This window comes from Intestinimonas massiliensis (ex Afouda et al. 2020) (genome assembly GCF_001244995.1).
Taxonomy (GTDB): Bacteria; Bacillota; Clostridia; order Oscillospirales; family Oscillospiraceae; genus Intestinimonas; species Intestinimonas massiliensis.
Map to the genome: position 1 here is coordinate 60,339 of NZ_LN869529.1, position 21,541 is coordinate 81,879.

The 21,541-nt window shown below is 64.2% G+C and carries 23 protein-coding genes and 1 tRNA gene; 8 read left to right on the forward strand and 16 right to left on the reverse strand.

Annotated features, from left to right (window positions below; genetic code table 11):
• Positions 1-32 precede the first annotated feature (32 nt).
• From BN2154_RS04380 to BN2154_RS04415, 8 genes are all read right to left on the reverse strand, one after another.
• Complete coding sequence (locus BN2154_RS04380) at positions 33-491, reverse strand: threonine/serine exporter family protein (RefSeq protein WP_050617672.1); 459 nt, start codon at positions 489-491, stop codon at positions 33-35.
• Positions 488-1,279, reverse strand: coding sequence for a threonine/serine exporter family protein (locus tag BN2154_RS04385; RefSeq protein WP_242853690.1), 792 nt, complete (start codon positions 1,277-1,279; stop codon positions 488-490). Before BN2154_RS04385 ends, BN2154_RS04380 begins: the two co-directional genes overlap by 4 nt.
• A gap of 86 nt (positions 1,280-1,365) precedes the next feature.
• A complete protein-coding gene (locus BN2154_RS04390; protein WP_050617674.1) occupies positions 1,366-3,222 on the reverse strand; it encodes an S-layer homology domain-containing protein in 1,857 nt (618 codons plus the stop codon).
• 16 nt (positions 3,223-3,238) lie between these two features.
• Positions 3,239-4,426, reverse strand: a complete 1,188-nt coding sequence (locus BN2154_RS04395; protein ID WP_050617675.1) for an ABC transporter permease — start codon at positions 4,424-4,426, stop codon at positions 3,239-3,241.
• Positions 4,423-5,166, reverse strand: a complete 744-nt coding sequence (locus BN2154_RS04400; protein WP_050617676.1) for an ABC transporter ATP-binding protein — start codon at positions 5,164-5,166, stop codon at positions 4,423-4,425. Before BN2154_RS04400 ends, BN2154_RS04395 begins: the two co-directional genes overlap by 4 nt.
• A 1-nt stretch (position 5,167) precedes the next feature.
• Positions 5,168-6,895, reverse strand: a complete 1,728-nt coding sequence (locus BN2154_RS04405) for an RND family efflux transporter (RefSeq protein WP_050617677.1) — start codon at positions 6,893-6,895, stop codon at positions 5,168-5,170.
• Positions 6,896-7,051: 156 nt separating this feature from the next.
• Positions 7,052-7,747, reverse strand: a complete 696-nt coding sequence (locus BN2154_RS04410; protein WP_050617678.1) for a response regulator transcription factor — start codon at positions 7,745-7,747, stop codon at positions 7,052-7,054.
• 2 nt (positions 7,748-7,749) lie between these two features.
• Positions 7,750-9,156 carry a HAMP domain-containing sensor histidine kinase gene (locus BN2154_RS04415; protein WP_195892309.1) on the reverse strand — a complete coding sequence of 469 codons (1,407 nt, stop codon included), beginning with the start codon at positions 9,154-9,156 and terminating at the stop codon, positions 7,750-7,752.
• Positions 9,157-9,502: 346 nt separating this feature from the next.
• On the opposite strand from BN2154_RS04415, the gene BN2154_RS04420 reads away from it, so the two are divergent.
• Positions 9,503-9,578 (forward strand) — tRNA-Thr (locus BN2154_RS04420).
• A gap of 126 nt (positions 9,579-9,704) precedes the next feature.
• On the opposite strand, the gene BN2154_RS04425 is transcribed toward BN2154_RS04420, so the two are convergent.
• The 3 genes from BN2154_RS04425 to BN2154_RS04435 are packed head-to-tail and all read right to left on the reverse strand — an operon-like array spanning position 9,705 to position 11,098.
• Positions 9,705-10,148: a EutP/PduV family microcompartment system protein gene (locus BN2154_RS04425; protein ID WP_050617680.1), complete on the reverse strand. Its 444-nt coding sequence runs from the start codon at positions 10,146-10,148 to the stop codon at positions 9,705-9,707.
• The gene (locus BN2154_RS04430) at positions 10,145-10,507 is read right to left on the reverse strand and encodes a BMC domain-containing protein (RefSeq protein WP_050617681.1); all 363 of its coding nucleotides are present in this window, start codon (positions 10,505-10,507) and stop codon (positions 10,145-10,147) included. The genes BN2154_RS04425 and BN2154_RS04430 overlap by 4 nt, the downstream gene beginning before the upstream one ends.
• Positions 10,508-10,522: 15 nt before the next feature.
• Complete coding sequence (locus BN2154_RS04435; RefSeq protein WP_242853691.1) at positions 10,523-11,098, reverse strand: BMC domain-containing protein; 576 nt, start codon at positions 11,096-11,098, stop codon at positions 10,523-10,525.
• Here BN2154_RS04435 and BN2154_RS04440 point away from each other — a divergent pair.
• The gene (locus tag BN2154_RS04440; RefSeq protein ID WP_242853692.1) at positions 11,091-11,684 is read left to right on the forward strand and encodes a TRAP transporter small permease; all 594 of its coding nucleotides are present in this window, start codon (positions 11,091-11,093) and stop codon (positions 11,682-11,684) included. The genes BN2154_RS04435 and BN2154_RS04440 overlap by 8 nt on opposite strands.
• Positions 11,684-12,991: a TRAP transporter large permease gene (locus BN2154_RS04445; protein WP_207641540.1), complete on the forward strand. Its 1,308-nt coding sequence runs from the start codon at positions 11,684-11,686 to the stop codon at positions 12,989-12,991. The genes BN2154_RS04440 and BN2154_RS04445 overlap by 1 nt, the downstream gene beginning before the upstream one ends.
• A gap of 97 nt (positions 12,992-13,088) precedes the next feature.
• Here the strand turns inward: BN2154_RS04445 and selD are convergent, their stop codons facing one another.
• Genes selD through yedE form a run of 4 tightly spaced genes read right to left on the reverse strand, consistent with a single transcriptional unit; the run spans position 13,089 to position 15,695 of the window.
• Positions 13,089-14,126, reverse strand: coding sequence for a selenide, water dikinase SelD (gene selD, locus BN2154_RS04450; protein ID WP_050617683.1), 1,038 nt, complete (start codon positions 14,124-14,126; stop codon positions 13,089-13,091).
• Between the two features lie 12 nt (positions 14,127-14,138).
• Positions 14,139-14,384, reverse strand: coding sequence for a putative Se/S carrier protein (locus BN2154_RS04455; protein WP_050617684.1), 246 nt, complete (start codon positions 14,382-14,384; stop codon positions 14,139-14,141).
• Position 14,385: 1 nt separating this feature from the next.
• Positions 14,386-14,592, reverse strand: a complete 207-nt coding sequence (locus BN2154_RS04460; protein WP_050617685.1) for a sulfurtransferase TusA family protein — start codon at positions 14,590-14,592, stop codon at positions 14,386-14,388.
• Between the two features lie 14 nt (positions 14,593-14,606).
• Positions 14,607-15,695 (reverse strand): YedE family putative selenium transporter, encoded by a 1,089-nt coding sequence (yedE, locus tag BN2154_RS04465; protein WP_050617686.1) that lies wholly within the window; start codon positions 15,693-15,695, stop codon positions 14,607-14,609.
• Between the two features lie 157 nt (positions 15,696-15,852).
• On the opposite strand from yedE, the gene BN2154_RS04470 reads away from it, so the two are divergent.
• Both BN2154_RS04470 and BN2154_RS04475 read left to right on the forward strand, forming a co-directional pair.
• Positions 15,853-17,022: an aminotransferase class V-fold PLP-dependent enzyme gene (locus BN2154_RS04470; RefSeq protein ID WP_050617687.1), complete on the forward strand. Its 1,170-nt coding sequence runs from the start codon at positions 15,853-15,855 to the stop codon at positions 17,020-17,022.
• A complete protein-coding gene (locus tag BN2154_RS04475) occupies positions 17,012-17,944 on the forward strand; it encodes a selenium metabolism-associated LysR family transcriptional regulator (RefSeq protein ID WP_050617688.1) in 933 nt (310 codons plus the stop codon). Before BN2154_RS04470 ends, BN2154_RS04475 begins: the two co-directional genes overlap by 11 nt.
• Before the next feature lie 141 nt (positions 17,945-18,085).
• On the opposite strand, the gene BN2154_RS04480 is transcribed toward BN2154_RS04475, so the two are convergent.
• A complete protein-coding gene (locus BN2154_RS04480) occupies positions 18,086-18,784 on the reverse strand; it encodes an ATP-binding protein (protein WP_050617689.1) in 699 nt (232 codons plus the stop codon).
• Between the two features lie 117 nt (positions 18,785-18,901).
• On the opposite strand from BN2154_RS04480, the gene BN2154_RS04485 reads away from it, so the two are divergent.
• From BN2154_RS04485 to BN2154_RS04495, 3 genes are read left to right on the forward strand one after another with little or no spacing between them, the layout of a single operon-like run.
• Complete coding sequence (locus BN2154_RS04485; RefSeq protein ID WP_050617690.1) at positions 18,902-19,588, forward strand: Crp/Fnr family transcriptional regulator; 687 nt, start codon at positions 18,902-18,904, stop codon at positions 19,586-19,588.
• Complete coding sequence (locus BN2154_RS04490; protein WP_207641541.1) at positions 19,578-20,537, forward strand: nucleoside hydrolase; 960 nt, start codon at positions 19,578-19,580, stop codon at positions 20,535-20,537. Before BN2154_RS04485 ends, BN2154_RS04490 begins: the two co-directional genes overlap by 11 nt.
• Positions 20,537-21,493: a nucleoside hydrolase gene (locus tag BN2154_RS04495; protein ID WP_050617691.1), complete on the forward strand. Its 957-nt coding sequence runs from the start codon at positions 20,537-20,539 to the stop codon at positions 21,491-21,493. Before BN2154_RS04490 ends, BN2154_RS04495 begins: the two co-directional genes overlap by 1 nt.
• Positions 21,494-21,541: the final 48 nt, after the last annotated feature.

Here is a 21,541-nt window from a genome sequence, read left to right on the forward strand (position 1 = left end):
AGCGGGCCCCGCTTTTGCGGGGCCCGCTGTCTTTACGCTCGGAGGAAGGGACCGGCCAGCCGCCGAAACAGCCCCTGGGGCATCTCCAGCACCAGCAGGATGCCCAATACGATGGCCACGGCGCTGCGCAGGGTGGTGCTCCCCTGCTGGGAAGCCAGAGCGGACCGGTCGGTGACCAGGTAGTAGGCCGTCCAGTAGATACCCACGCCGGGGACCAGGGGGAAGATGCCGGGGACCAGGAACAGGGTGACCGGGCACCGGCGGACCACCGCCGACAGGCGGGAGAGGAAGACCACCAGCACCGTGGCGCAGAAGACGGCGGGAATGGCGGTCAGGCCCGCCGCCATCAGCAGCCGGTAGCACAGCCAGCCGCAGCCGCCGATGACGCCGCAGCGGAGGTAGAAGGCGGCGGGCACGTGGAAGAGGACGGCGAAGGCGGCGGTACCGGCCCCGGCGGCGGCCACCTCCGGCAGAAGCGGAAGAAGGTTCACAGCAGCGCACCTCCCAGCAGCAGGTGATAGCCCGCCATGACCAGGCCCACGCCTGCGGCGATGCAGAAGGTGACCAGCAGAGCGTCCAGCATCCGGACCGCGCCGGCGATGTAATCCTGGTCGGCGATGTCCCGGATGGCGCTGGTGAAGGCCACGCCGGGAATGAGGGGGATGATGGCCCCGATGGTGATGATGTCCAGCCGTTCCCCCACCCCCGCCAGATAGACCAGCAGGGAGAAGAGGGTGACCAGAGCGCTGCCGCTGATGTTGGCGGCGATCTTGGACAGGCGGCCCCGCACCAGATAGAGCAGGTAGAGGTAGAGCAGCAGACCTGCCCCGCAAGAGACCAGGCAGTCGGCGGGGCCGCCCCCGAAGAGAAGGCAAAAGCAGCCGCTGCCCACGCCGGAGGCCAGAGTCTGGACCCACCGGGGGCGGCCGGGCAGGTCCCGGATGGCCAGCAGGCGCTGATAAGCCTGCCGGGGCGTACAGCGGCCCTGCTCGATCTCCCGGGAGAGCTGGTTGACGGCGGCCACCCGGTCCAGGCGGGCCCCGCTGAGGGGGATGTGCCGGACCCGGGCGAAGGCCCGTTCCGTCTCGTTCCCCGCCGTGAGGAAGATGCCGCTGCTGAGGACGAAGGCGTCGGCGGACGCCACGCCGTAGGCCCGGCAGATACGGTCGATGGTCTCCTCCACCCGGAAGATCTCCGCCCCGCTGGCCAGAAGGATCTCTCCGGCCAGGGCGGCGATGTCGGGCGCCGAGGCCCGCTGCTCCTGTTCCAATCGGTTCACCCCGCAAAACGTTTCCCTTCACTCCAGCATCATACACCAGAACGCCTCCGGCGGCAAGAGGGGAAAAACCGGGGAGGGGAGCGGATTCAGGCGACGGTGGCCACCAGGATGCGGATGCGCCCGCCCCCGGGACAGCCCAGCTCGTCGTACCAGCCCCTCAGGGAGTAGTCCTCGGCGTTGATGGCGGACAGGGTGGTGGCATAGCAGCCGCTGGAGCCCTGAAGCAGCACCTGGACGTTCTCATCCAGCAGGTATTTCTGATTCCCGGCCATGGCGTACCGGTCGGAAAGCTGGGTCAGGGCGACCTTTTGGAGCTGTCGGATGGTTTTGAGGCTGCCGTCGTCGTAGAGGAGCACCGCGCCGCCGGTGGAGACGCTGTAGGCGGTGGAGCCGCTGATGGTTCCGGCCGTCCCGCTGCGCAGGTACTGATAGGTGCCGGAGACGCTCATGCCCTCGGATGTGCTGTTGGCAGAGGTCAGATAGACGTAGTCCAGCGTGTCGCCGGTGGCCTCGTCCAGAATGAGCCGGTCGATGCAGCCGGAGGAATCCAGGGTGTAGTAGCGTACATGTTCGGACGGGAGCTTGACCCCAACCAGACGGGAGGGGTAGATGCGGGCATAGCCGCCGCTGCTGTCGGTGTCCAGGATCTCCACGCCGGCGGCGAAGGGGTAGCCGGCGAAGTGGGCGCCGTCGCTGCTGACCGTGCCCGACAGGCTCTTGGTGGACAGGTACTTTACCACGGTGCCGGAGCGGCTGACCCCGGCGCTCACCAGCCGCCCGGCGGTGAGCTGGCTGCCGCTGTGATAGAAGGTGCGGACCGTGCCGTCGGAGCAGGCCACCTGGGTGACGATCTGCACGGAGGTGGTGTCGGAGAGGGAGGTGGACGAGGAGGAGGCGGTCTTTTCGCTGGAGACCACCACGCCGTAATAGACGCTGTCGCTGGCCTGGGCGGTGATCACGTCCACCACCTCGCCGTTCATGCCCAGCAGGAGGGTGACGGTGTCGCCGTCGGCAAAGCCGCCCTGGCTGGAGAGCTTGTAGGCGGCGGAGGTGCCAATGTCGTAGGAGACGCCCGCCACCGTGACGGAGGAGGGGGCGGCCCGGTTGGGAGAGACGGCGGTGAGGGTGCCAGTGACCCGGCTGCTGTAGAGCCAGACGGTGCGCAGGTTGGCGTTATAGTAGTATACGTCGTACTGCTTCACCGCCGACAGGTCGGAGGCGGAGCCGTTGCGGTAGACGGCGACGTTGTCGGTGCAGAAGGGGAGCTCCAGGGAGCCGGAGGAGGCCACATAGGGGCCCTTGGTGTCGGCGGCGACCAGGGCGGAGTAATCCACTTCGCCGTTGGTGATGGTGTAGCCCAGGGTGGCGCCGTAGACCGAGCCGGAGCTGGTCTGGGTGGTGAGCAGGTTATAGAAGAGGGTCACGCAGTCCTGCCGGGTGAGGACCTGACCCTGCACGGCGGCCAGGTCGTCCAGCAGGCCGATGGCGCTGGATTTGGAGAGCTGCGCGGTGGGAAAGCTCCCGGCCAGGCTGCCCGAATCATAGCCCAGCAGCCGCAGGAGGGCGGTGCAGCCCTCCTCCAGGGTGATGGAGCTGTCCGGGCGAAAGGTGCCGTCCACATAGCCGTTAAACCAGCCCTGCTCCACGCCCAGCCTGATGTACTCGCCGGCCCAGTGGCTGCTCTTCACGTCCTTGAAAAGGGAGGAGCCGTAGCCGCTGCCCACGGTATCCTGGTAGGCGGAGGCCGCCGTCATCATCTTGACAAATTCTGCCCGGGTCACCGGGGAGGAGAGGTTCATGTTCCCGTTTTCATCTCCCACCATAATGCCCAGAACCTTCACGGTCTCCAGAGCGGTATCCGTGCTCTGGGCGGCCAGGGCCCCGGTCCCCAGAGGGAGGACCAGACACAGGGCGGCGCACAGGGCGATCAAGCGATTTTTCATTCTTCGTTCACTCCTATCAGTCGTAGTGCAGCGCGTCGATGGGGTTGAGGGCGGCGGCCTTTTTGGCGGGCAGGTAGCCGAAGAGAATGCCGATGCCCACCGAGATGCCGAAAGCCAGCGCCACCGCGCCCGCACTGGGCGAGACGGTGAGGGTGGCCTCCATCAGGCTGGTGACCACGCGGGTGGCCGCCGCCGATAGGCCGTAGCCGATGAGAATGCCGATGATGCCGCCCAGCGCGCTGGTACAGGCCGCCTCGATCACGAACTGCTGCATGATATACCGTTCCTTGGCGCCGAGGGATTTGCGGATGCCAATCTCCCGGGTGCGCTCGGTGACGGAGACCAGCATGATGTTCATAATGCCGATGCCACCCACCACCAGAGAAATGGCGGCAATGCCCGCCAGGACCAGCACCAGCAGGTTAATCATGCTGGTCATGGTCTCCAGCATCTCGGACATGCTGGTAACGGTGTAAAAGTCATCGCTCTCGAAGAACTCGTACAGGGCATCCTCCAGAGCGGCCTTGCTCTCAGACAGAAAGTCCTCGTCAGGAACGGTGACCACATAGCTGGAGACGCGCCCGGAGATGCGGGAGGCGGTGGAGTAGGGGAGGAAGAGGCAGTCGTCGGCGCCCCCTTCCTCCAGTTCGCCGGCCTGCTGCTCAAGAACGCCCACGATGGTCAGGCTCTGGCCGCCCACCCGCAGGGTCTGGCCCACGGCGTTCCCGCCGAAATAGGCCTGGTCCAGGTAGGCCCCCACCACGCAGACCTTGGTGCGGGTGGCGATGTCGCTGTACTGCAAGCCGCGGCCCTGGGAGACCTCATACCCTTGGATGGAGAAGTAATCCTCACTGACGCCGGTAACCGAGGAGCTGGTGGTGTCGGCGCCGACCTTTACTGAACCGGACAGGCTGGCGGTGGGGGAGCAGAGATCCAGGTACTGGCTGTTTTCGGCCACGATGCCGTAAACGTCCTCCACCTCCATGGTGCGGGTGGAGCCCCGGGACAGGACCATGACGGTGAGGGTGTTGGTGCCCATGCTGGAAAAGCTGTCGGAGACATAGCCCTCCAGGCCGTTGCCCAGGCCCACGATGACGATGACCGCCGCCACGCCGATGATGATGCCCAGCATGGTCAAAAGCGTGCGGGTCTTGCTGGAGACGATGTTCTTGACGGCCAGGGAGAGAGATTCCAGGATATTCAAGCCGATGCGCCTCCTCCCGTTCCGGCGGCCCTGGGGGTGACGACCGCCTCGGGCGCGTTGGAGGGCCCGTCGTAGACCACCCGGCCGTCCTCCAGCCGGATGATGCGCTGAGCCTGGACGGCGATGGAATTGTCATGCGTGATCAGGACCACGGTGTTGCCCGCGGCGTGGAGCTCCTGGAGGAGGGAGAGGACCTCGCGGCCCGTCTTGGAGTCCAGGGCGCCGGTAGGCTCGTCGGCCAGAATGACCGCCGGCTCGCCCACCAGGGCCCGGGCAATGGACACCCGCTGCTGCTGGCCGCCGGAGAGCTGGCTGGGCTTGTGCTGGAGCTTGTCACCCAGCCCCACCATCTCCAGGGCGATTCTGGCCCGCTCCCGGCGCTCTGCACGGGGCACGCCGGCGTATATCAGCGGGACCTCCACGTTTTCCAACAGATTCAGCTTGGGCAGCAGGTTGTACTGCTGGAAGATGAAGCCCAAAAGCGCGTTGCGGATTTCGGCCAGCTTGTTTTTGTTCATCTGGCCCACATCCCGGCCGTCCAGCAGATAGGTCCCCTCAGAGGGGACGTCCAGACAGCCGATGATGTTCATGCAGGTGGACTTGCCGGAGCCGGAGGAGCCCACGATGGCCACAAACTCACCCTTGCGGATCTGAAAGGAGATGTGGTCGGCGGCCACCACGGTGGTGTCTCCCATATGATAATATTTGCAGACGTCCTGAAATTCGATGAGCGCATTCATATCAGAACCCTCCCGGCGCGCCGCCCATGCCGCCGCCACCGCCGCCGGGCATGCCGCCTACGCCGGGGATGCCTCCGCCGGGCATCATGCCCATCTGGAAGGTGTTGCCGGAGGAGGTGGTGGGGATGTAGGCCACTGTGTCGCCCTCCTGCAGGCCGGAAGTGATCTCCAGGTAGTTGTCGTCACGGATGCCGACGGTGACCTGGACCGAGACGTAGCCGCCGCCCTGCTGACTGGCGGAGGCATCCGACTCACCGGAGGCGCCGTTGGCGGCGCTGGGGGAATCGGCGGTGACCAGCACCAGGCTGCCCCGCATGAGAGCGGCGGAGGGAATGGTCAGCACGCCCTCGGCGCTTCCCAGAACGATGGTGGCGTCGGCGCTCATGCCGGGAAGAAGGCCGTCGGTCTCGTCGATGCGGATGGTGACGGGGTAGGTCGTGACGCCGCTGGAGGAGGTGCCCGCCACGCTGACCTTGGTGACCACGCCCTTGTAGGTCTGATCGTCCACGGCGTCGGCCGTGATGGAGACGGTCTGACCCACGGCGATGTCGGCAATGTCCAGCTCATCCACGCTGAGGGTCATGGTCAGATAGGACAGATCGTAGATGGAGCACAGGACCTGGTTGGACTCGGAGGTCTCTCCGGCCTTGTAGTTCTTGTCGATGATGGTGCCGGAGATGGGAGAGGTGATGGTGTAGTCGGCCAACTGGTCGTACTGGGATTCCAGAGAGAGCTGGGCGCTGCGCAGGGATTCAGAGGCGCTTTGGATCTCATCGGCCAGGGTGTCGCTGGACAGGACGAGCAAAAGCTGGTCCTTGTCCACCCAGTCTCCCTCGGAGACGCGGAGGGAGGCCACCTCGCCGGAGATTTTGGCCGTGACCGCAGCCTCGTCCGCGTACGCGAAGGTGCCGCCGGAGCTGCTGCCCACGCCGGCGATCTCGGCGGAGGCGCTCTGGCTGGTGGAGATGCCGCCGGGGTTGGACACGTCGATGGTCACCTCGCGCACGATCCGGTTGCCGCTGAGCACGGTGTCGACGGCGGAGATCTTGCTCACCGTGCCGTTCAGGGTCTCAAAGGTGCTGTCCAGGGTGACGGAGGCGGTCTGGCCCAGGGAGAAGCCGGCGGCGTCGTCGGCGGGGAAGGGGACGGTGAGGCCCATCACGTCGGAGTTGCGGATGGTGGCCACCGTCTGGCCCGCCGACACGTCGTCGCCCACCTCCACGTCCAGAGCGATCACCCGGCCGGAGGCGGTGGCAGTGACGTTCAGATCCTCCTGGTTTTTGAGCTTGTTGTTGTAGCTGCGCTGGGACTGATTCAGGGAGATCTCCGCCTTCTCCAGGGAGCTGGAGGCGTTGGAGGAGTCAATGGTGTAGAGGACGGTGCCCTCCTCCACCTGGTCGCCCTCTTCAAATTCGGCGGTGAGGATGGTGCCCTCCAGCAGGGTGGTGACTGAGTAGGAGTTGGCGGCCTCCAGCGTGCCGCTGCCGGTGATGGAGGCGGTGATGTTACGCCGCTCTACGGCGGCGGTGGTATAGGCGCTGCTGGCCGACGGTGCGGCGGAAGCCTTGGTGCGGCCGAAGGCGAACCGGAGGCCGCCGCCCGCGATGGCGCACACCAAGACCAAGGCCACCAGCTTTTTTCCAGGTCCCTTTTTTCTGCTTGGCTTGACCGCGGCGCCGCCGGAGGGGGTCTGCGTGGGTGCCGGATTCTGTCCCAGGTTGAGTTTCATTGCTTCAGCCGTCCTTTCCATATCAGGCTATTTACGTTGATTGATTGTACGGACGGAATCTAAACACAGGGGGTGGAAAATCAAAACAAATTCGAAACAGATTGCAAACAATCCCAAAAGCCCTCCAGACGCACAGCGCCTGGAGGGCTTTTCCGTTCAGCGGTTCAACCGGTAGCCCGCGCCCCAAACGGTCTCAATGAGCTTGGGGTGAGACGGGTCGTCCTCGATCTTTTCCCGGATACGCCCGACGTGGACGGTGACGGTGGCGCTGTCCCCCACATAGTCGTAGCCCCAGATCGTCTCGAAGAGCTGCTCTTTGGAAAAGACGATGTTGGGGTTCTCCGCCAGGAATTTCAGCAGAGCGAACTCCCGGTTGGGCATCTTCAGCTCCCGTCCGCCCTTGTAGACCTTCCAGCTCCGGGGCAGGATGTGCACATCGCCCACGGTGATGGCGTCCTGCTCCGCCTGTCCGCCCCCGCCGCCGGTGAGACGGGCGTACCGGCTCAGGTGGGATTTCACCCGGGCCACCAGCTCAGCCGGATCGAAGGGCTTGGCGATATAGTCGTCGGCGCCCAGTCCCAGCCCCCGGATCTTATCCACCGAGTCGGTGCGGGCGGTGACCATCAGGATGGGCACATCGATCCGGTCCCGTACCCGCCGGCAGATGTCGTAGCCGTTGCAGCCCGGCAGCATCAGGTCCAGGAGCAGCAGGTCGTATCCGCCCCGAAGAGCCTCCTCAGCCGCCGCCTCGCCGTCGGCGATCACCGTGGTCTCGAAGCCCTCGATCTCCAGGTAGTCCCGTTCCAGCATGGCGATCTCGCTGTCATCCTCGATGATCAGAATTTTGCTCATGGTCAAACCTCCTCTTCACAGGGCAGGGCGATTTCGAACACCAGCCCATGGTCGTTCCGGGCGGCGATGGTCCCACCGTGCGCCTCCACGATATACTTGACGATATACAGCCCCAGGCCGCTGCCCTCGCCGCCCCGGCTGCCCCGTGCCTGATCTCCCCGCCAGAACTGCTCAAAGAGGTGGGAAAGCTGCTCCTCCGGCACCCCGGCGCCGTTGTCGGCAAAGCGCAGACGTTCGGTGTCCCGCTCCCGCCATATGGTCAGGGTGAGCTCCAGTGGAGTGGTCCCCGCGTAGCGCAGCGCGTTGTCCGTCAGATTGGTGAGCACCCGGTAGATCTGCTCGGTGTCGATGCGGACGGGGTGGGGGGTGGGAGCGCCCTGCACCAGAATATGTCCGCCCTTGGCCTCCAGCTCACCCTGGACATCCTCGGCAAACCTGCGCACGAAGCTGCCCAGGTCGGCCCGCTCCGGAAAGAGAGGGAGATTTCCGGTCTCCATTTTGGAAAAGTAAAACAGCCGCTGGAGCAGGATGTCCATATCGCAGGCCTTGCGGTAGGCCACGTCCAGGTACTGCCGCTGCTTCTCCGGCGTGTTGGCTACCCCGTCCCGCAGACCCTTGATGTAGCCCTTCACCGACGTCAGCGGCGTGCGCAAATCATGGGAGATGCCGGCCACCAGATCGGTCCGGGCCTGCTCGTAGGCGGCATTTTTCTCCCGTTCGGCCAGCAGATGGCGCTGCATGTGGTCAAAGGCGGCGCAGACGGAGGCAAATTCATCCTTGCCGTGGTAGTCCACCGGACGGGACAGGTCGCCCCGCTCCACCCGCTGGGCGGCGTCGGCCAGGGCGTTGACGGGGCGCATGAGCTGTTTGACCTGGTGGTTGGTAAAGAGCAGACTGAGCAGAACGATCAGGACGATGGCGGTCAGACCGCTGGTGATCAGGGCCAGCATGACGGCTTCGGACTGGGGGCGCTGGCGGCCAAAGACCTCGGGAATATGGGGGCGGGACATGGCGACGATTGTGTAGGGGCCGTTCTGCGTGCCGATCATCAGGATGCCGTCGTTCTGGATCGTGTGTGTGCCGTTGGGGGGCCAGACCGCGTCGGCGGAAAAGCGCTGGTAGGCGTTCTCCTGGAAGGGGTCCAGGGAGGAGTACAGCTCCCGACCGTTTTGGCCCACCCGTAGATGGTAGCCCAACTCGCGCAGTTGAGCGTCCAGCCGCCCCCAATCCGTGCCGCTGCTGCCGCTCAGAAGGGCCTGTACCTGCTCCGCCCGGTCGTCTATGGCCGAGCGGGACCACTCCTGATAACGGTGCGTGACCCACCCCATGACACCGCCGCTGACCACCAGCAGCGTCACCAGCGCCGCCAGTACGGTGAGCGTATGGTAGACAAAAATTCGCCTCTTCACAGACCATTCCTCCAGCATCTGCGTTCTACCTGATCATAATGCGTACGAAAAAAGCCCAAAGCCTTGCACCTTACGCTGGAGCAATCCGGCGCTCCAGCGGAAAGAGGCATTGTAACCGGTTTATTCCGTAGACATTATCATAGAGGAAAAATCTAAACAGGGAAATAGGCAAATCTAAACTTTTCTTAAACGATGAGCGGTGAGGGAGTTGAGATCGGCTATTGACGGCAGTAAAAAAATGTGGTATCTTAATTAACTGCTAGGGCTGTGAACGGCCCGTATGCGGCGGTGGCTCGGGCAGAGCAGCCGGCCGGCAGGGGTTCGCCCTGCACGCAGAGTTTTATATGCTGGTATGGCTCAGTCGGTAGAGCGACGCACTCGTAATGCGTAGGTCGCCGGTTCGAATCCGGCTACCAGCTCCAAACTCCCCCGAAAACAAACGTTTTCGGGGGAGTTTTACTTTCGGGGTTTGCCCGGGCGCCCCCAAAAGCCGAACCCGAAGATCACGTTGCTGATGAGTGCCGCTGTCGCCCCCTGCCAGGACCGCTTCACGGCTGGCCCCGGCCCGGGTCCAGGAACCGGAGCAATTCCTCCATGCCGTCCCCTCGGAGCGAGCTTACGCGGAAGATGGGGTCCGCGCCGGCCAGCGCCAGCAGTTCCTCCGCCTGGCGGCACTGCTCCTCGGTGGCAATGTCGGCTTTGGTCACCACCCCGGCCGTGGGGATGGGGAAGGCGGCGGCCTGGCCGGGGGAAAACAGGAACCGCTGGGCGGTGGCGTCCTGAAGGAACAGCACCAGGTCGGCCTCCACCGACGTAACCACCAGCCCCTGGAGGAAGGAGCGATGCTCCAGATACTCCCCCGGCGTGTCGATGGTGCAGTTGACCACCTCGATGGCCTGGGTCTTTTTATAGACCTGCTCCAGGCCGTTGAGCCGCTGGCACAGCGTGGTCTTGCCCGAGGCGGTAGGCCCGACCAAAATGATCCGCTTCATGTGCGGGTAATGGAGGTGGCCAGGGTGAAGCCGAGCACATCGGACAGCACGCCCAGCACATCCCGCAGAGCCGATTCCACGCTGGCTACGTCGCCGTTGATCACCAGCGAGCCGTTGAAACGGTCCACAAACACCACATCCACGTTGGCGGCCTTGGTGGCCACGTCGGCCCCGATGATGGCGCCCTCGCTGGGGGTGATGGTCAGAATACCCAGCGCCCCCGAGCTGTTCCCGATGACCCCCAGCTTCTTGTAGAGCTCGGGCTCCGGGTTGGCGATCAGGTGCGCCAGCGTGACCTGCTTGCCGGGCACAAACTCCTGTATGATGCGCTGCTTTTTGGCCTGCGCGTGTTCCTGCATTTCACTCATCCCCTGTTACAGCAGACGGTTGAACAGCTCCGGGCTGGGGTTCGGTATGACCACCGATGCGACCAGCATCCCCTCGGCGTTGGGCGTATGGATGCCGCAGCGGACGGACTCGGTCACGGCGGCCACATCGCCCACCAGGATCACGAAGGACTTTCCGCCGATGCCCGTGCCCAGCCGCACGTCCAGAAGGGACACGTCCGCCGCCTTGACGGCCGCGTCCGCGCCGTAGATGGAGGCGGTCACGCTGTAAAATTCCATCACGCCCACTGCGCCGGACTCCTCGGGCAGACTGGTCATCCCGATGGCGCGGACGACCTGCGGGTGGACCCTGGGGATCACGCACTGATCCACCACATGACTCCCGCCGATGGTGCAGCCCGCGTCCAGAGAGGCCTGGACGGCGGCCACCTCGCCGGAGAACAGCAGATAGTATTTCCCGGGACAGCCGGCCTTAGCAAAAACCAGACCCACCTCAGCCGCTTTGGTGACGGCATCGGCCGCCTCGGTCCCCTTGGCAATGGCGAAAGAGCACTGCGATTTGGAAAAGACGCTGTTTTGGAGGATTCTCCACCATGTGGTCAAATGGCTGATGATTATCGGCAGTGTCTGCTCCACAGCCGTCATGGTGTGGGCGGTGATCAAACGTTATTTCTTTAAGGGCAACCTGTATGGTTCGGATGAGATCATCATGTTGTTTGCCTTCTGGCTGTATTTTATGGGAGCTGTCTATGGCAGCTATGAGGACAGCCACATCAAGGCCGATTTGCTGAATGTGTACATCAGGAATATGCGCTGCAAGGATGGTTTAGCCCTGATATCCCAGGCGCTTACCGTGCTGGTCAATACAATCGTTTTGATCTGGGCCGCCAAGTATTTCTCCGGCGAGATCGCCAAATGGGGCTTGTCCACCTCCCTGAAGATCCCCCTGGTCATTCCGAAAGCTTCGGTATTCTTTGGGTTCCTGTTGATGGAGTTCTACCATGTGTATTATCTGCAGCGCAACCTTAGGACTTATCTGCGGGAGGGCTACTATACCAGGCCTGTGCCAGGCGACTATGTATCTGACCGGCTGAAAGAAAAATATCCTGCTATCACGCTGCCCAATAAGGCGGAGGCCAAGGCAATGCTCGAAGCGGCGGATTCCAGAGCAGAGGAGGGGAACGACTGATGATTTCGATTGCAATCAGCATTATAATCCTGATTGGCTGCCTAGTGGTCGGAATGCCCATCCCCTTTGCCTTTGGTGGGGCATTTCTCTGGATCACCTACACGCTGGGGTTTAATCCCAATACCTTGCTGGCCAGCGGATATACACAGATCAATTCTACCATTCTCCTGGCCATTCCGCTGTTTGTTCTGGCGGGCAAGGTCATGGAGAAAGGCCGCATTGGGGATGCCCTAATCGGCTTGGTGGAGCGGTTTGTGGGCCGATTCAAGAGTGGCTTGGGTGCGGTAGCAGTCATTACCTCCGCGGTGTTCGGTTCCATCTCCGGAAGCGCCTCGGCGACACTGTCGTGCATCGGAGCCCTCATGGAGCCACGCCTGACCCGTGCGGGCTATGAAAAAGGCTACACCGCGGCGCTGCTGGCAGCCGCTTGTCCGCTGGGCCTGCTGATCCCGCCCAGTTCGGCCCAGGTCCTGTATGCCTGGTCCAGTGGTACTTCGGTTCTGGCCTGTTTCACAGCCACCATCGTCCCCGGCCTGATCCTGGTGGCGCTGCTGTGCCTGGTCAACATGGTCATGACCCAAAAATTTGACATCGTACAGCCGCCTAAGGAGCATTTCCGGACCTGGGGCAGGAATACGGCCAGATCCACACTACGTGCCATCCCCGCTTTGATTATGCCGGTTATCATCCTGGGCGGAATCTATGGCGGTATCATGACGGCTACCGAAGCCGCCGCCATCAGCGTGGCCTATGCCATCCCCTGCGGCATGTTCATCTATAAGGGCCTGAAGGGGGACGGCCTGCATCAGGCACTGACGGAATCCGCCTGTGCCACTGGTGTTATTATGGTGATGTTCTTCATGGTCATGATCTTCAGCAAGCTGCTGACGATGCAGAACGTGCCTGCTCAGATTGCAGAGGCTCTGCTGAGCATTACGGACAATAAGTATCTGATTCTTTTGATGGTCAATGTCTTTATGATCATCATCGGCATGTTGATGGACGACACCAGCGGCATCCTGCTGTGCACGCCCATCCTGCTGCCGATCGTACAGGGCATCGGCATCCATCCGGTTCATTTTGCCGCCATCCTGGGCGTCAATCTGGGCATGGGGAATATTACGCCGCCCACTGCGCCCATGCTGTACCTGAGCGGCCGCGTCTGCGGAGCCAAGATCAACAAGATGCTCTCGCCCATCATGATCTTTATCCTCTTCGCTTGGATTCCCACACTGCTAATCACGACTTACATCCCGGCTGTGGCGACCTTCCTGCCCAAGCTCATGATGCCTCAGATCTTTGGTTAATTGGAAGGCCTTTCGCCCGGTTGAAACACAAACGCCCCCTGCCCGCCGCACAAGCTGTGCGGCGGGCAGGGGGCGTTTCCAGACAAGGTGCGCCTGCTCACTCCAGGCAGATCCACGCCTGCCTGTGCTCGGTCACATAGCCGATGGCCGCAGCCTGAGGGAGAATGTCCCGCAGCTCGGCCAGACAGGACTGGGCGTCCGCCTCCGGCAGGGCCATCAGCAGTCCGCCGCTGGTCTGGGGGTCGTACAGAATGTCCTGCATGGCTCGGCTGACGGCGCCGCGCACCTCCACCCCGGCCTGGGCGTAGTCCCGGTTGCGGTAGGCTCCGGCGGGGATAAAGCCCATCTCCGCCAGGGGATAGGCCTCGGGGTGAAAAGGTACCCGGTCGGTCTGGATATGGATGGAGCAGCCGCTGCCCTGGGCCATTTCAAAGCTGTGACCCAGCAGGGCAAAGCCGGTGACGTCGGTACAGCTATGGACCGGATAGCGGACCATGATGTTACGGGCGGCCTTGTTCAGGGTGGCCATCTGCCGGTAGATGCGCTTTAGGACCGGGGGCTCCACCAGGTCGGCCTTGGCGGCTGTGGTGAGGATACCAATGCCCAGCGGCTTGGTGAGGAGCAGAACGTCGCCGGGGCGGGCGCCGCAGTTTTTCAGGACCTTTTGGGGGTGGACGAAGCCGGAGACCGCCAGACCGTAGATGGGCTCCGCGCCGTGAATGGTGTGGCCTCCGGTGATGATGGCCCCCGCCTCGTAGGCTTTGTCGTAGCCCCCCCGCAGGATCTCCTGCACGGTCCCCGGCTCCATCTGCTCGGGAATGCACAGGATGTTCAGCGCCAGCTTGGGCTCCCCGCCCATGGCGTAGACGTCGCTCATGGCGTTGGCTGCCGCGATCTGCCCGTAGAGGAACGGGTCGTCCACGATGGGGGGGAAGAAGTCGGTGGTCTGCACCAGGGCGGTCTCGTCGTCCAGAACGTAGACGCTGGCGTCGTCGCTCTTGTCGTAGCCCACGATCAGGCGAGGGTCCTGATGGGTCCGGAAGCCCTCCAGCATGTGCACCAGCGTCCCGGCCCCCACCTTGGCGCCGCAGCCGGCGCAGGTGGCCAGCTTGGTCAGTTTTACCTCGGTCTCCATGCTCGCATCTCCTTAGCTGTTTTCCGCCCGGTAGCAGGTGCGGTAGCCCTCCGGCAGCGCCTGCACGACCTGCTCCACCTCCTGGGGCCAGACGTCCGCCGGACAGGCCGTCTCACCCTCGTAGCGCACGCAGGTGCCGCAGCTGCTGCTCAGGTCCCGGGGCACCGGCATGAGCTTTGCCGCCATCCGGCAACTCTCGCAGAGCCGCTTGTACCGGATGGCGCCGAAGTGGGAATAGAATGTGGCGATATAGGTCATCTCACTTGGTGATGGAGAGGGTATACTCTCCGTCGTGCTCCACACAGGCCACCTGATAGCCCTGGTGCTCGGCATAGCGGGTCACGTTTTCCCGGGAGGTGGGGTTGTCCACCACGATCTGGTAGGCGGGCTCCTGGGAGGCCATGGCCTTGCGGAGCATGACCACGGGCTCTGGGCAGGAGAGCCCACGGGCGTCCAGCGTATTCATAACGATCCTCTCCTCTACGATTCTTCTTTTCGGAAGGTGTTGAAACAGGCGATGACGGCCACCACGGCGATGCCGATGACCACGGCCAGCTTGCCGTTGGCGGTGGGACCCTCGCCGCTGGAGGCCAGGCCGAAGTTGTGGGCGAAGGCGGCTCCCGCCATGAGCCCCAGCACCGTGACGGCGCTGTCGGTGTTGCCCTCGCCGGAGAGCACGAGCTGCCGCAGGGGGCAGCCCCCCAGCAGGACGCAGCCAAAGCCGGCGAGCAGCATTCCCAGGAAGTTCCACAGCCCGTCGGTGTGGGCCACGGCCTGGCCCGTGAAGCCCAGGTGGAAGTAGGCGTCCGGCGTGGCGGCGTTGAGCACCAGGTTACAGGCCAGGGCGCTGACCAGAATGGCCAGGAAACCCAGCAGCAGCTTGGATTCCCGGAACAGGACCAAATCCCGGATGCCGCCCACCATGCACAGCCGGGTCCGCTGGGCCAGCGCGCCCACGACGAGCCCGGCGGCCAGGCTGATGAGGACCGCCGCGTGCTTGGCGCCGGGGCCGCCGCCCGGCTCGGTGAAGCGGAGCAGAGAGGGGGCGGCCACCAGGAGCAGGAGCAGCACCACCTGGAGGACGGGGAACAGCCGGCCCTCCAGAGCGGGAAGCCGGTAGGTGCGGCGGAGGGAATATCCCCGGTTCAGGAAAAATACCCCGGCCAGAATGCCGCAGACGAAGCCGCCCAGGCCGAACAGGGCGTTCAGGTCGCCGCCGGCCAGCCGCAGGATCATGCGGAAGGGGCAGCCCAGGAACATCAGGCAGCCGATCATGACGAAGAAGCCCAGCACGAAGCGGGTCAGCGGGGCGCTGCCGCCCCGGGCGGAGAGCTCCTTCCGGGTCAGGGCCAGCAGAAAGCTGCCCAGCACCAGTCCGATGATCTCGGGGCGGATGTACTGCACCGGGGCGGCGGAGTGGAGGCCAAGGGCTCCGGCGGTGTCCCGCAGGAAGCAGGCAATGCAGAAGCCCATGTTGACCGGATTGCCGAAGAACACCAGCAGGGATGCGAGGATACCGATGACGACGCCGGCCAGAACGATGCCGGAGGTTTCCTTTTTCAGGTCCATCCTCTGATTCTCCTTCCATAGTTTGGGTCATGTCCAGTATAGCATTCACGCGGCCCGGCATCCAATCGCAATGATTGATTATTTATCTGTATTTATTTGAAAATCCAATAAAAAGATGCTACGATAGAGAAGAAACACCCAGAAGGGAGGACCTCGCATGGGAAGCATCTATCTGGACAACGCCAGCACCACCTTTCCCAAGCCCAGGGCCGTGGCGGACGCCATGTATGGCTTTCTGACGCAGACGGGCAGCAACATCAACCGGGGCTGTTACCAGCGGGCCTACCGCGTGGAGGAGACCGTTTACGAGACCCGGCAGATGCTGTGCGAGCTGTTCGGCGGGGAGGACTGCAAGAACGTGGTCTTTACCAAAAACGTCACCGAGAGTCTGAACGTCCTGCTGAAGGGCTTCCTCCGGCCCGGCGACCATGTGTTGGTGTCCGCTGTGGAGCACAACGCCGTCATGCGGCCTCTGGTGCAGTTGGAGCGCAGAGGCGTCTCCTTTTCCCGGGTCCCCTGCGCAGAGGACGGGAGCCTGCGGGTCGAGGCCCTCGCCGGCAGCCTGACCCCCCGCACCCGGGCCGTGGTCATGACCCATGCCAGCAACGTGTGTGGGACGCTGCTGCCGCTGGGGGAGGTGGGGGAGTTCTGCGCGGCCCACGGCCTGCGCTTTTTCGTGGATTCCGCCCAGACCGCCGGCGTCTGGCCCATCCACATGGGGGACATGCACATCGACGCCCTGGCCTTCACCGGCCACAAGGGCCTGCTGGGCCCCCAGGGCGTCGGGGGCTTCGTGCTCCGGGAAGACCTGATCGGACAGGTGGAGCCCCTGCTCTCCGGCGGGACGGGCAGCCTCAGCCATACGGAGGAGACGCCGGACTTTCTGCCGGACCGCTTTGAGGCGGGGACGCTGAACCTGCCGGGTATCCTGGGCCTGCACGCCGGCCTGGCCTGGCTGAAGGACACCGGCATCGACGCGGTCCGGGCCCATGAGCAGAAGCTGACGGCGCGCTTTCTGGAGGGGCTTCGGGCCATACCCGGTATCCGGGTGGCGGGGAGGGGGGACCTCCGCGGCCGAACGGGGGTGGTGTCCCTGCAGACCCCGGGGCGGGAGTTGTCCCAGGTGGCCTGGGAGCTGGATGAGACCTATGGGATCATGACCCGGGTGGGCCTGCACTGCGCCCCTGCCGCCCATAGGACCCTGGGGACCTATCCTACCGGTACCATCCGCTTCTCCTTCGGCTGGTGGAACACGGAGGAAGAGGTGGACACGGCCCTCGGGGCCCTGGAGGAGATCCTGAAGGGGCGGCGCGGCCATGGAGCTTAAGCAGTTGGAATCCTTTACCAACGTGGTGGAGTACCGCAGCTTCACCAAGGCGGCGGAAAAGCTCTATATCTCCCAACCCACCATCAGCACGCATATCCGGCAACTGGAAGAGGAGCTCCACTCCCGCCTCATCATCCGGACCACCAAGAGCATCGAGATCACGCCCCGGGGGTGGGAGCTGTACGAGTGCGCCTGCCACATTCTGAGCCTGCGGGACAATCTGCTCCAGCGCTGGGCGGGCGAGAGCCGGAAAATCATCCGTCTAGGCGCCTCCACCATTCCCTCCGCCTACATCCTGCCGGAACTGCTCCCCGCATATGGGAAGGCCCACCCCGACACCTATTTTTCCATCCATCAAAGCGACAGCCAGGGCATCGTGGACGGACTGCTGCAGGGCAATTTTGACGTGGGACTGGTGGGGATGCGCTGCGCGGACGAGGCTCTGGCCTGCATCCCCTTCTATCAGGACCGGATGGTGCTGATCACACCGGTGAACGAGCATTTCCTGGCGCTGAAGGCCCAGGGGGCTTTTCCTGTGGAGGCGCTGCTGGGGGAGGCGATGATCCTGCGGGAGAACGGGAGCGGCAGCAAGAAGAGCGCGGACCGCTTTCTAGAGAGCATGGGCATCCGGGAATCCGAGCTGCAGGTCATCGCCCGCATCAACGATCAGGAGGCCATCAAGAATCTGGTGGCGCAGGGTTTGGGGATCTCCATCCTCTCCGAGCGGGCAGCCCGGAATTTCTGTGAGGAGAAGCGGCTGCTGGGGTTCGAGCTGCCGGAGAGCGCGGCGCGGCGGAGCCTCTACCTGATCTATCAGAAAAACTACATTCTAAAGCCGTATATCCAAAAATTTGCAGAATTTGTAAAGCGGTTTTACCCGTCGGCGGAGCCGGAAGATGCCGAACCCGTCAAGGCCCGGTGAAGCAGGGCTGAACTCGGCCTTGCGCGAGCCCGGCCGGATATGCGGGCCGCTGGAGAGGCAAACGATCCTGCACTCCCATTCCGGATTGGGATGGCGAGAGAATAAGAAGGTCCGCTCCCGGTCGGGAGCGGACCTTCCGTATTAGCTGCGGAGCTGGCCGTCGATCCCGATGACGGACACCTTCAGCGGGATCTTGCGGCCGGACGCGGCCACGGCGGCCTCCGCGGCGCGCTGGATGCCGCCGCAGCAGGGGACCTCCATCCGGACGACGGTCACGCTGCGGATCTCGTTGGCGGCGAGAATGGCGGAGAGCTTTTCCGTGTAATCCCCCTCGTCCAGCTTGGGACAGCCCACCAGGACCACCCGGCCGCGGATGAAGTCCCGGTGGAAGGCGCCATAGGCAAAGGCCGTACAGTCGGCGGCGATGAGCAGGTCCGCCCCGTCGAAGTAGGGGGCCCGGACGGGCACCAGCTTGAGCTGCACAGGGAACTGCCGCAGCTCTGAGGGGATCTCGCCGGACGCTGCGGGGCGCTCTTCCCTCCGGATGACGCGGCTGGCCGAGCCGGGGCAGCCGCAGGGGAGCGGGGCGCTGGCGGTTTGCCGGGCGGCCTTGGCGGCCAGCACGGCGGCGTGGTCGTAAGCGGGGGCCTCCCGCTCCTCAAAGGTGATGGCGCCGGTGGGGCAGGCGGGGAGACAATCCCCCAGACCGTCGCAGTAGTCCTCCCGCAGCAGTTTGGCCTTGCCGTTTACCATGCCGATGGCCCCTTCGTGGCAGGCCGCCGCGCACAGCCCGCAGCCGTTGCATTTGTTCTCGTCGATTTTGATGATCTTTCTTACCATATCTGTGACACTCCTATCAGTTGTTCCCGAGTGGGAAAGACGGCACTTGCATTTCGAATAGGAGCATACTATACTGAGAGAGAACTGTATGTTGCAACGGCAACGGGAGGGGCTTTTTTGGAGAATTATTTGCAGGTGCTGTGCCAATCGCCGCTGTTCGCAGGCGCTGCGGAGGCGGACGCCCGCGCGATGCTGCAATGCCTGGGGGCGGTGGTCCGGCGGTACGGCCGGGGGGAATTTGTTCTGCGCAGCGGCGGCCCGGCGGACCAGATGGGCGTGGTGCTCTCCGGCGGACTTCAGGTCTGCCGGGAGGATGCCCTGGGTTACCGCACGATCCTGGCCGCCCTGGGTCCGGGAGAACTCTTTGGGGAGGCCTATGCCTGCGCGCGGACAGAAACGCTGCCGGTATCGGTGCTGGCCAGCGCGGACAGCGCGGTGGTGCTGCTGGACGGTAAAAGGCTTCTGACCACCTGTCCCACGGCCTGCCGATTCCACGGGGAGCTGATTCGCAACCTGATCTCGGTACTGGCCCGGAAGAACGTCTTTTTGACCCGGCGGATGGAGCACCTGTCCAAGCGCACGCTGCGGGAAAAGCTGCTGTCCTACTTGGAAGAGCAGGCGGCGGGGGCCGGCGGGGCCACGTTTGAGATTCCACTGGACCGCCAGGGACTGGCCGACTACCTCTGCGCCGACCGCAGCGCCCTGTCCCGGGAACTGGGTACCCTGAAGCGGGAGGGTGTGGTGGCGTTTGAGCGCAGCCGCTTCCGGCTGCTGTACCCAGCGGAGGCCCAAAATGAGAAGTGAGGTGAATCCCATGCGCTCCATCCCCATCCTTCTGGACGGAGACCCCGGCCATGACGACGCCATCGCCTGGATGCTGGCTAAAGCCAGTCCACGGCTGGAGATCCGGGCCGTGACCTCGGTCAGCGGGAACCAGACCATTGAAAAGACCACCTATAACGCCCTGCGGGTCATGGCTCTGCTGGGGATCGACGCTCCCATGGCCAAGGGCCGGCCGGGGCCGCTGGTCTCGGAGCCCATGGTGGCTCCCAGCGTCCATGGGGAGACGGGGCTGGACGGCCCGGCCCTGCCGGAGCCGCTGCGCCGGCCGGAACCCATCAGCGCCGTGGAGCAGATGGCCCGGGTCCTGCGGGCGAGCGGCGAGCCGGTAACCCTGGTATCCACCGGGCCGCTGACCAATGTGGCCGCGCTGCTGCTGTCCCACCCGGAGCTGAAGTCCAGGATCGGCCGCATCTCTATGATGGGCGGGGGCATCCGGCATGGGAATTGGACCCCGGCGGCGGAGTTCAACATCCTGGTGGACCCGGAAGCGGCGGAGCTGGTATTCCGCTCCGGCGTGCCCATCACCATGGCTGGGCTGGACGTGACGGAGCAGGCCCTGGTCTACCCGGAGGAGTTCCAGCGCATTCGGGCGGCGGGCAATCCAGTGGCCCGCGTGGTGGCCGACTGGCTGGATTTTTTCTACCGGTTCCATCGGGAGAAGGGCTACCGGGGGGCGCCTGTCCACGACGGCGTGGCCGTGGCCGCCCTGATTGCGCCGGAGCTGTTCCGCGGGGAGGAGCTGTATATCGAGGTGGAGACCGGCGGAGATTACTGCCGGGGAGCCACCATAGCAGACTATTATCACCAGACTGGAAAGCGGCCCAATGCCACAGTTCTGCTGGATGTGGACCGGGCCGGGTTTGTGGACCTGCTGGTACGGGCTGTGGAGCGTTATGGGGAGGGAATGTGATGGAGCGGCGGCCTGTTTTCATCGACTGTGATCCGGGGATCGACGACGCCGTAGCGCTGATGATGGCCTTTCAGGCGGCGGAGCTGGATGTCCGGGGCATTTCCGCTGTGGCGGGAAACGTGGGGCTGGAGCGGACTCTGGGGAACGCGCTGAAAATCGTGGAGCTGTCGGGCGCGGCGGCGCCGGTGTATGCCGGCGCGGACCGCCCCATGTTCGGCGCGCCCATCACCGCCGAGCATTTTCATGGGGAGGACGGTCTGCTGGGTGCGGAGCTGCCCGCGCCGGTGCGGATGCCGGAAGCGGGACCGGCCTGGGAGGCCCTCCGGCGGGAGGCGGAGGCTTGGGGCGGAGCGCTGGAGGTGGTCGCTACCGGGCCGCTGACCAATCTGGGGATCGCCCTGTCCCTGTACCCGGAGCTGGCCGGGCTGGTACGGTGCGTCACGATGATGGGCGGCGCGGCGGCCTTTGGGAATACCACGCCGGCGGCGGAGTTCAACGTCCTGGCCGACCCGGAGGCGGCGGAGCTGGTGTTCCGTTCCGGCATTCCGGTGGTGATGTGCGGCCTGGATGTGACCCACAGTACCTATATCACGGCACGGGAGGTGGAGGAGCTGGCTGCACTGGGGAGCGTCCAGGCCAGGTTGGCGGCCTATTTTATGGGTAGCGGGATCGAAGAGAACGCACGGCAGTTCCGCACCGGTGGGGCGCCGCTGCATGACCCCTGCGCCATGATGTACGCCATCGACCGCAGTCTGTTCGAGTCCAAACCGTGTTGGATCGGGGTGGAGCGCCACGGGAAGGTAACCCGGGGAAAGACCGTGACCGACGCCTACAGCGACGCCAAGCGGACGGCCAATGCCCGGCTGGTGACGGGCTCAGACCGGGAGGGCTTTATCCGCCGCATGATGGAGCTGTTTGCCGGCTATGGGCCAGAGATGCCGGACGAAAAATTTTAGCGAAACAGGAAAAAGGACTTGCAAGTCCGGCCAGAATGTGTTAATATA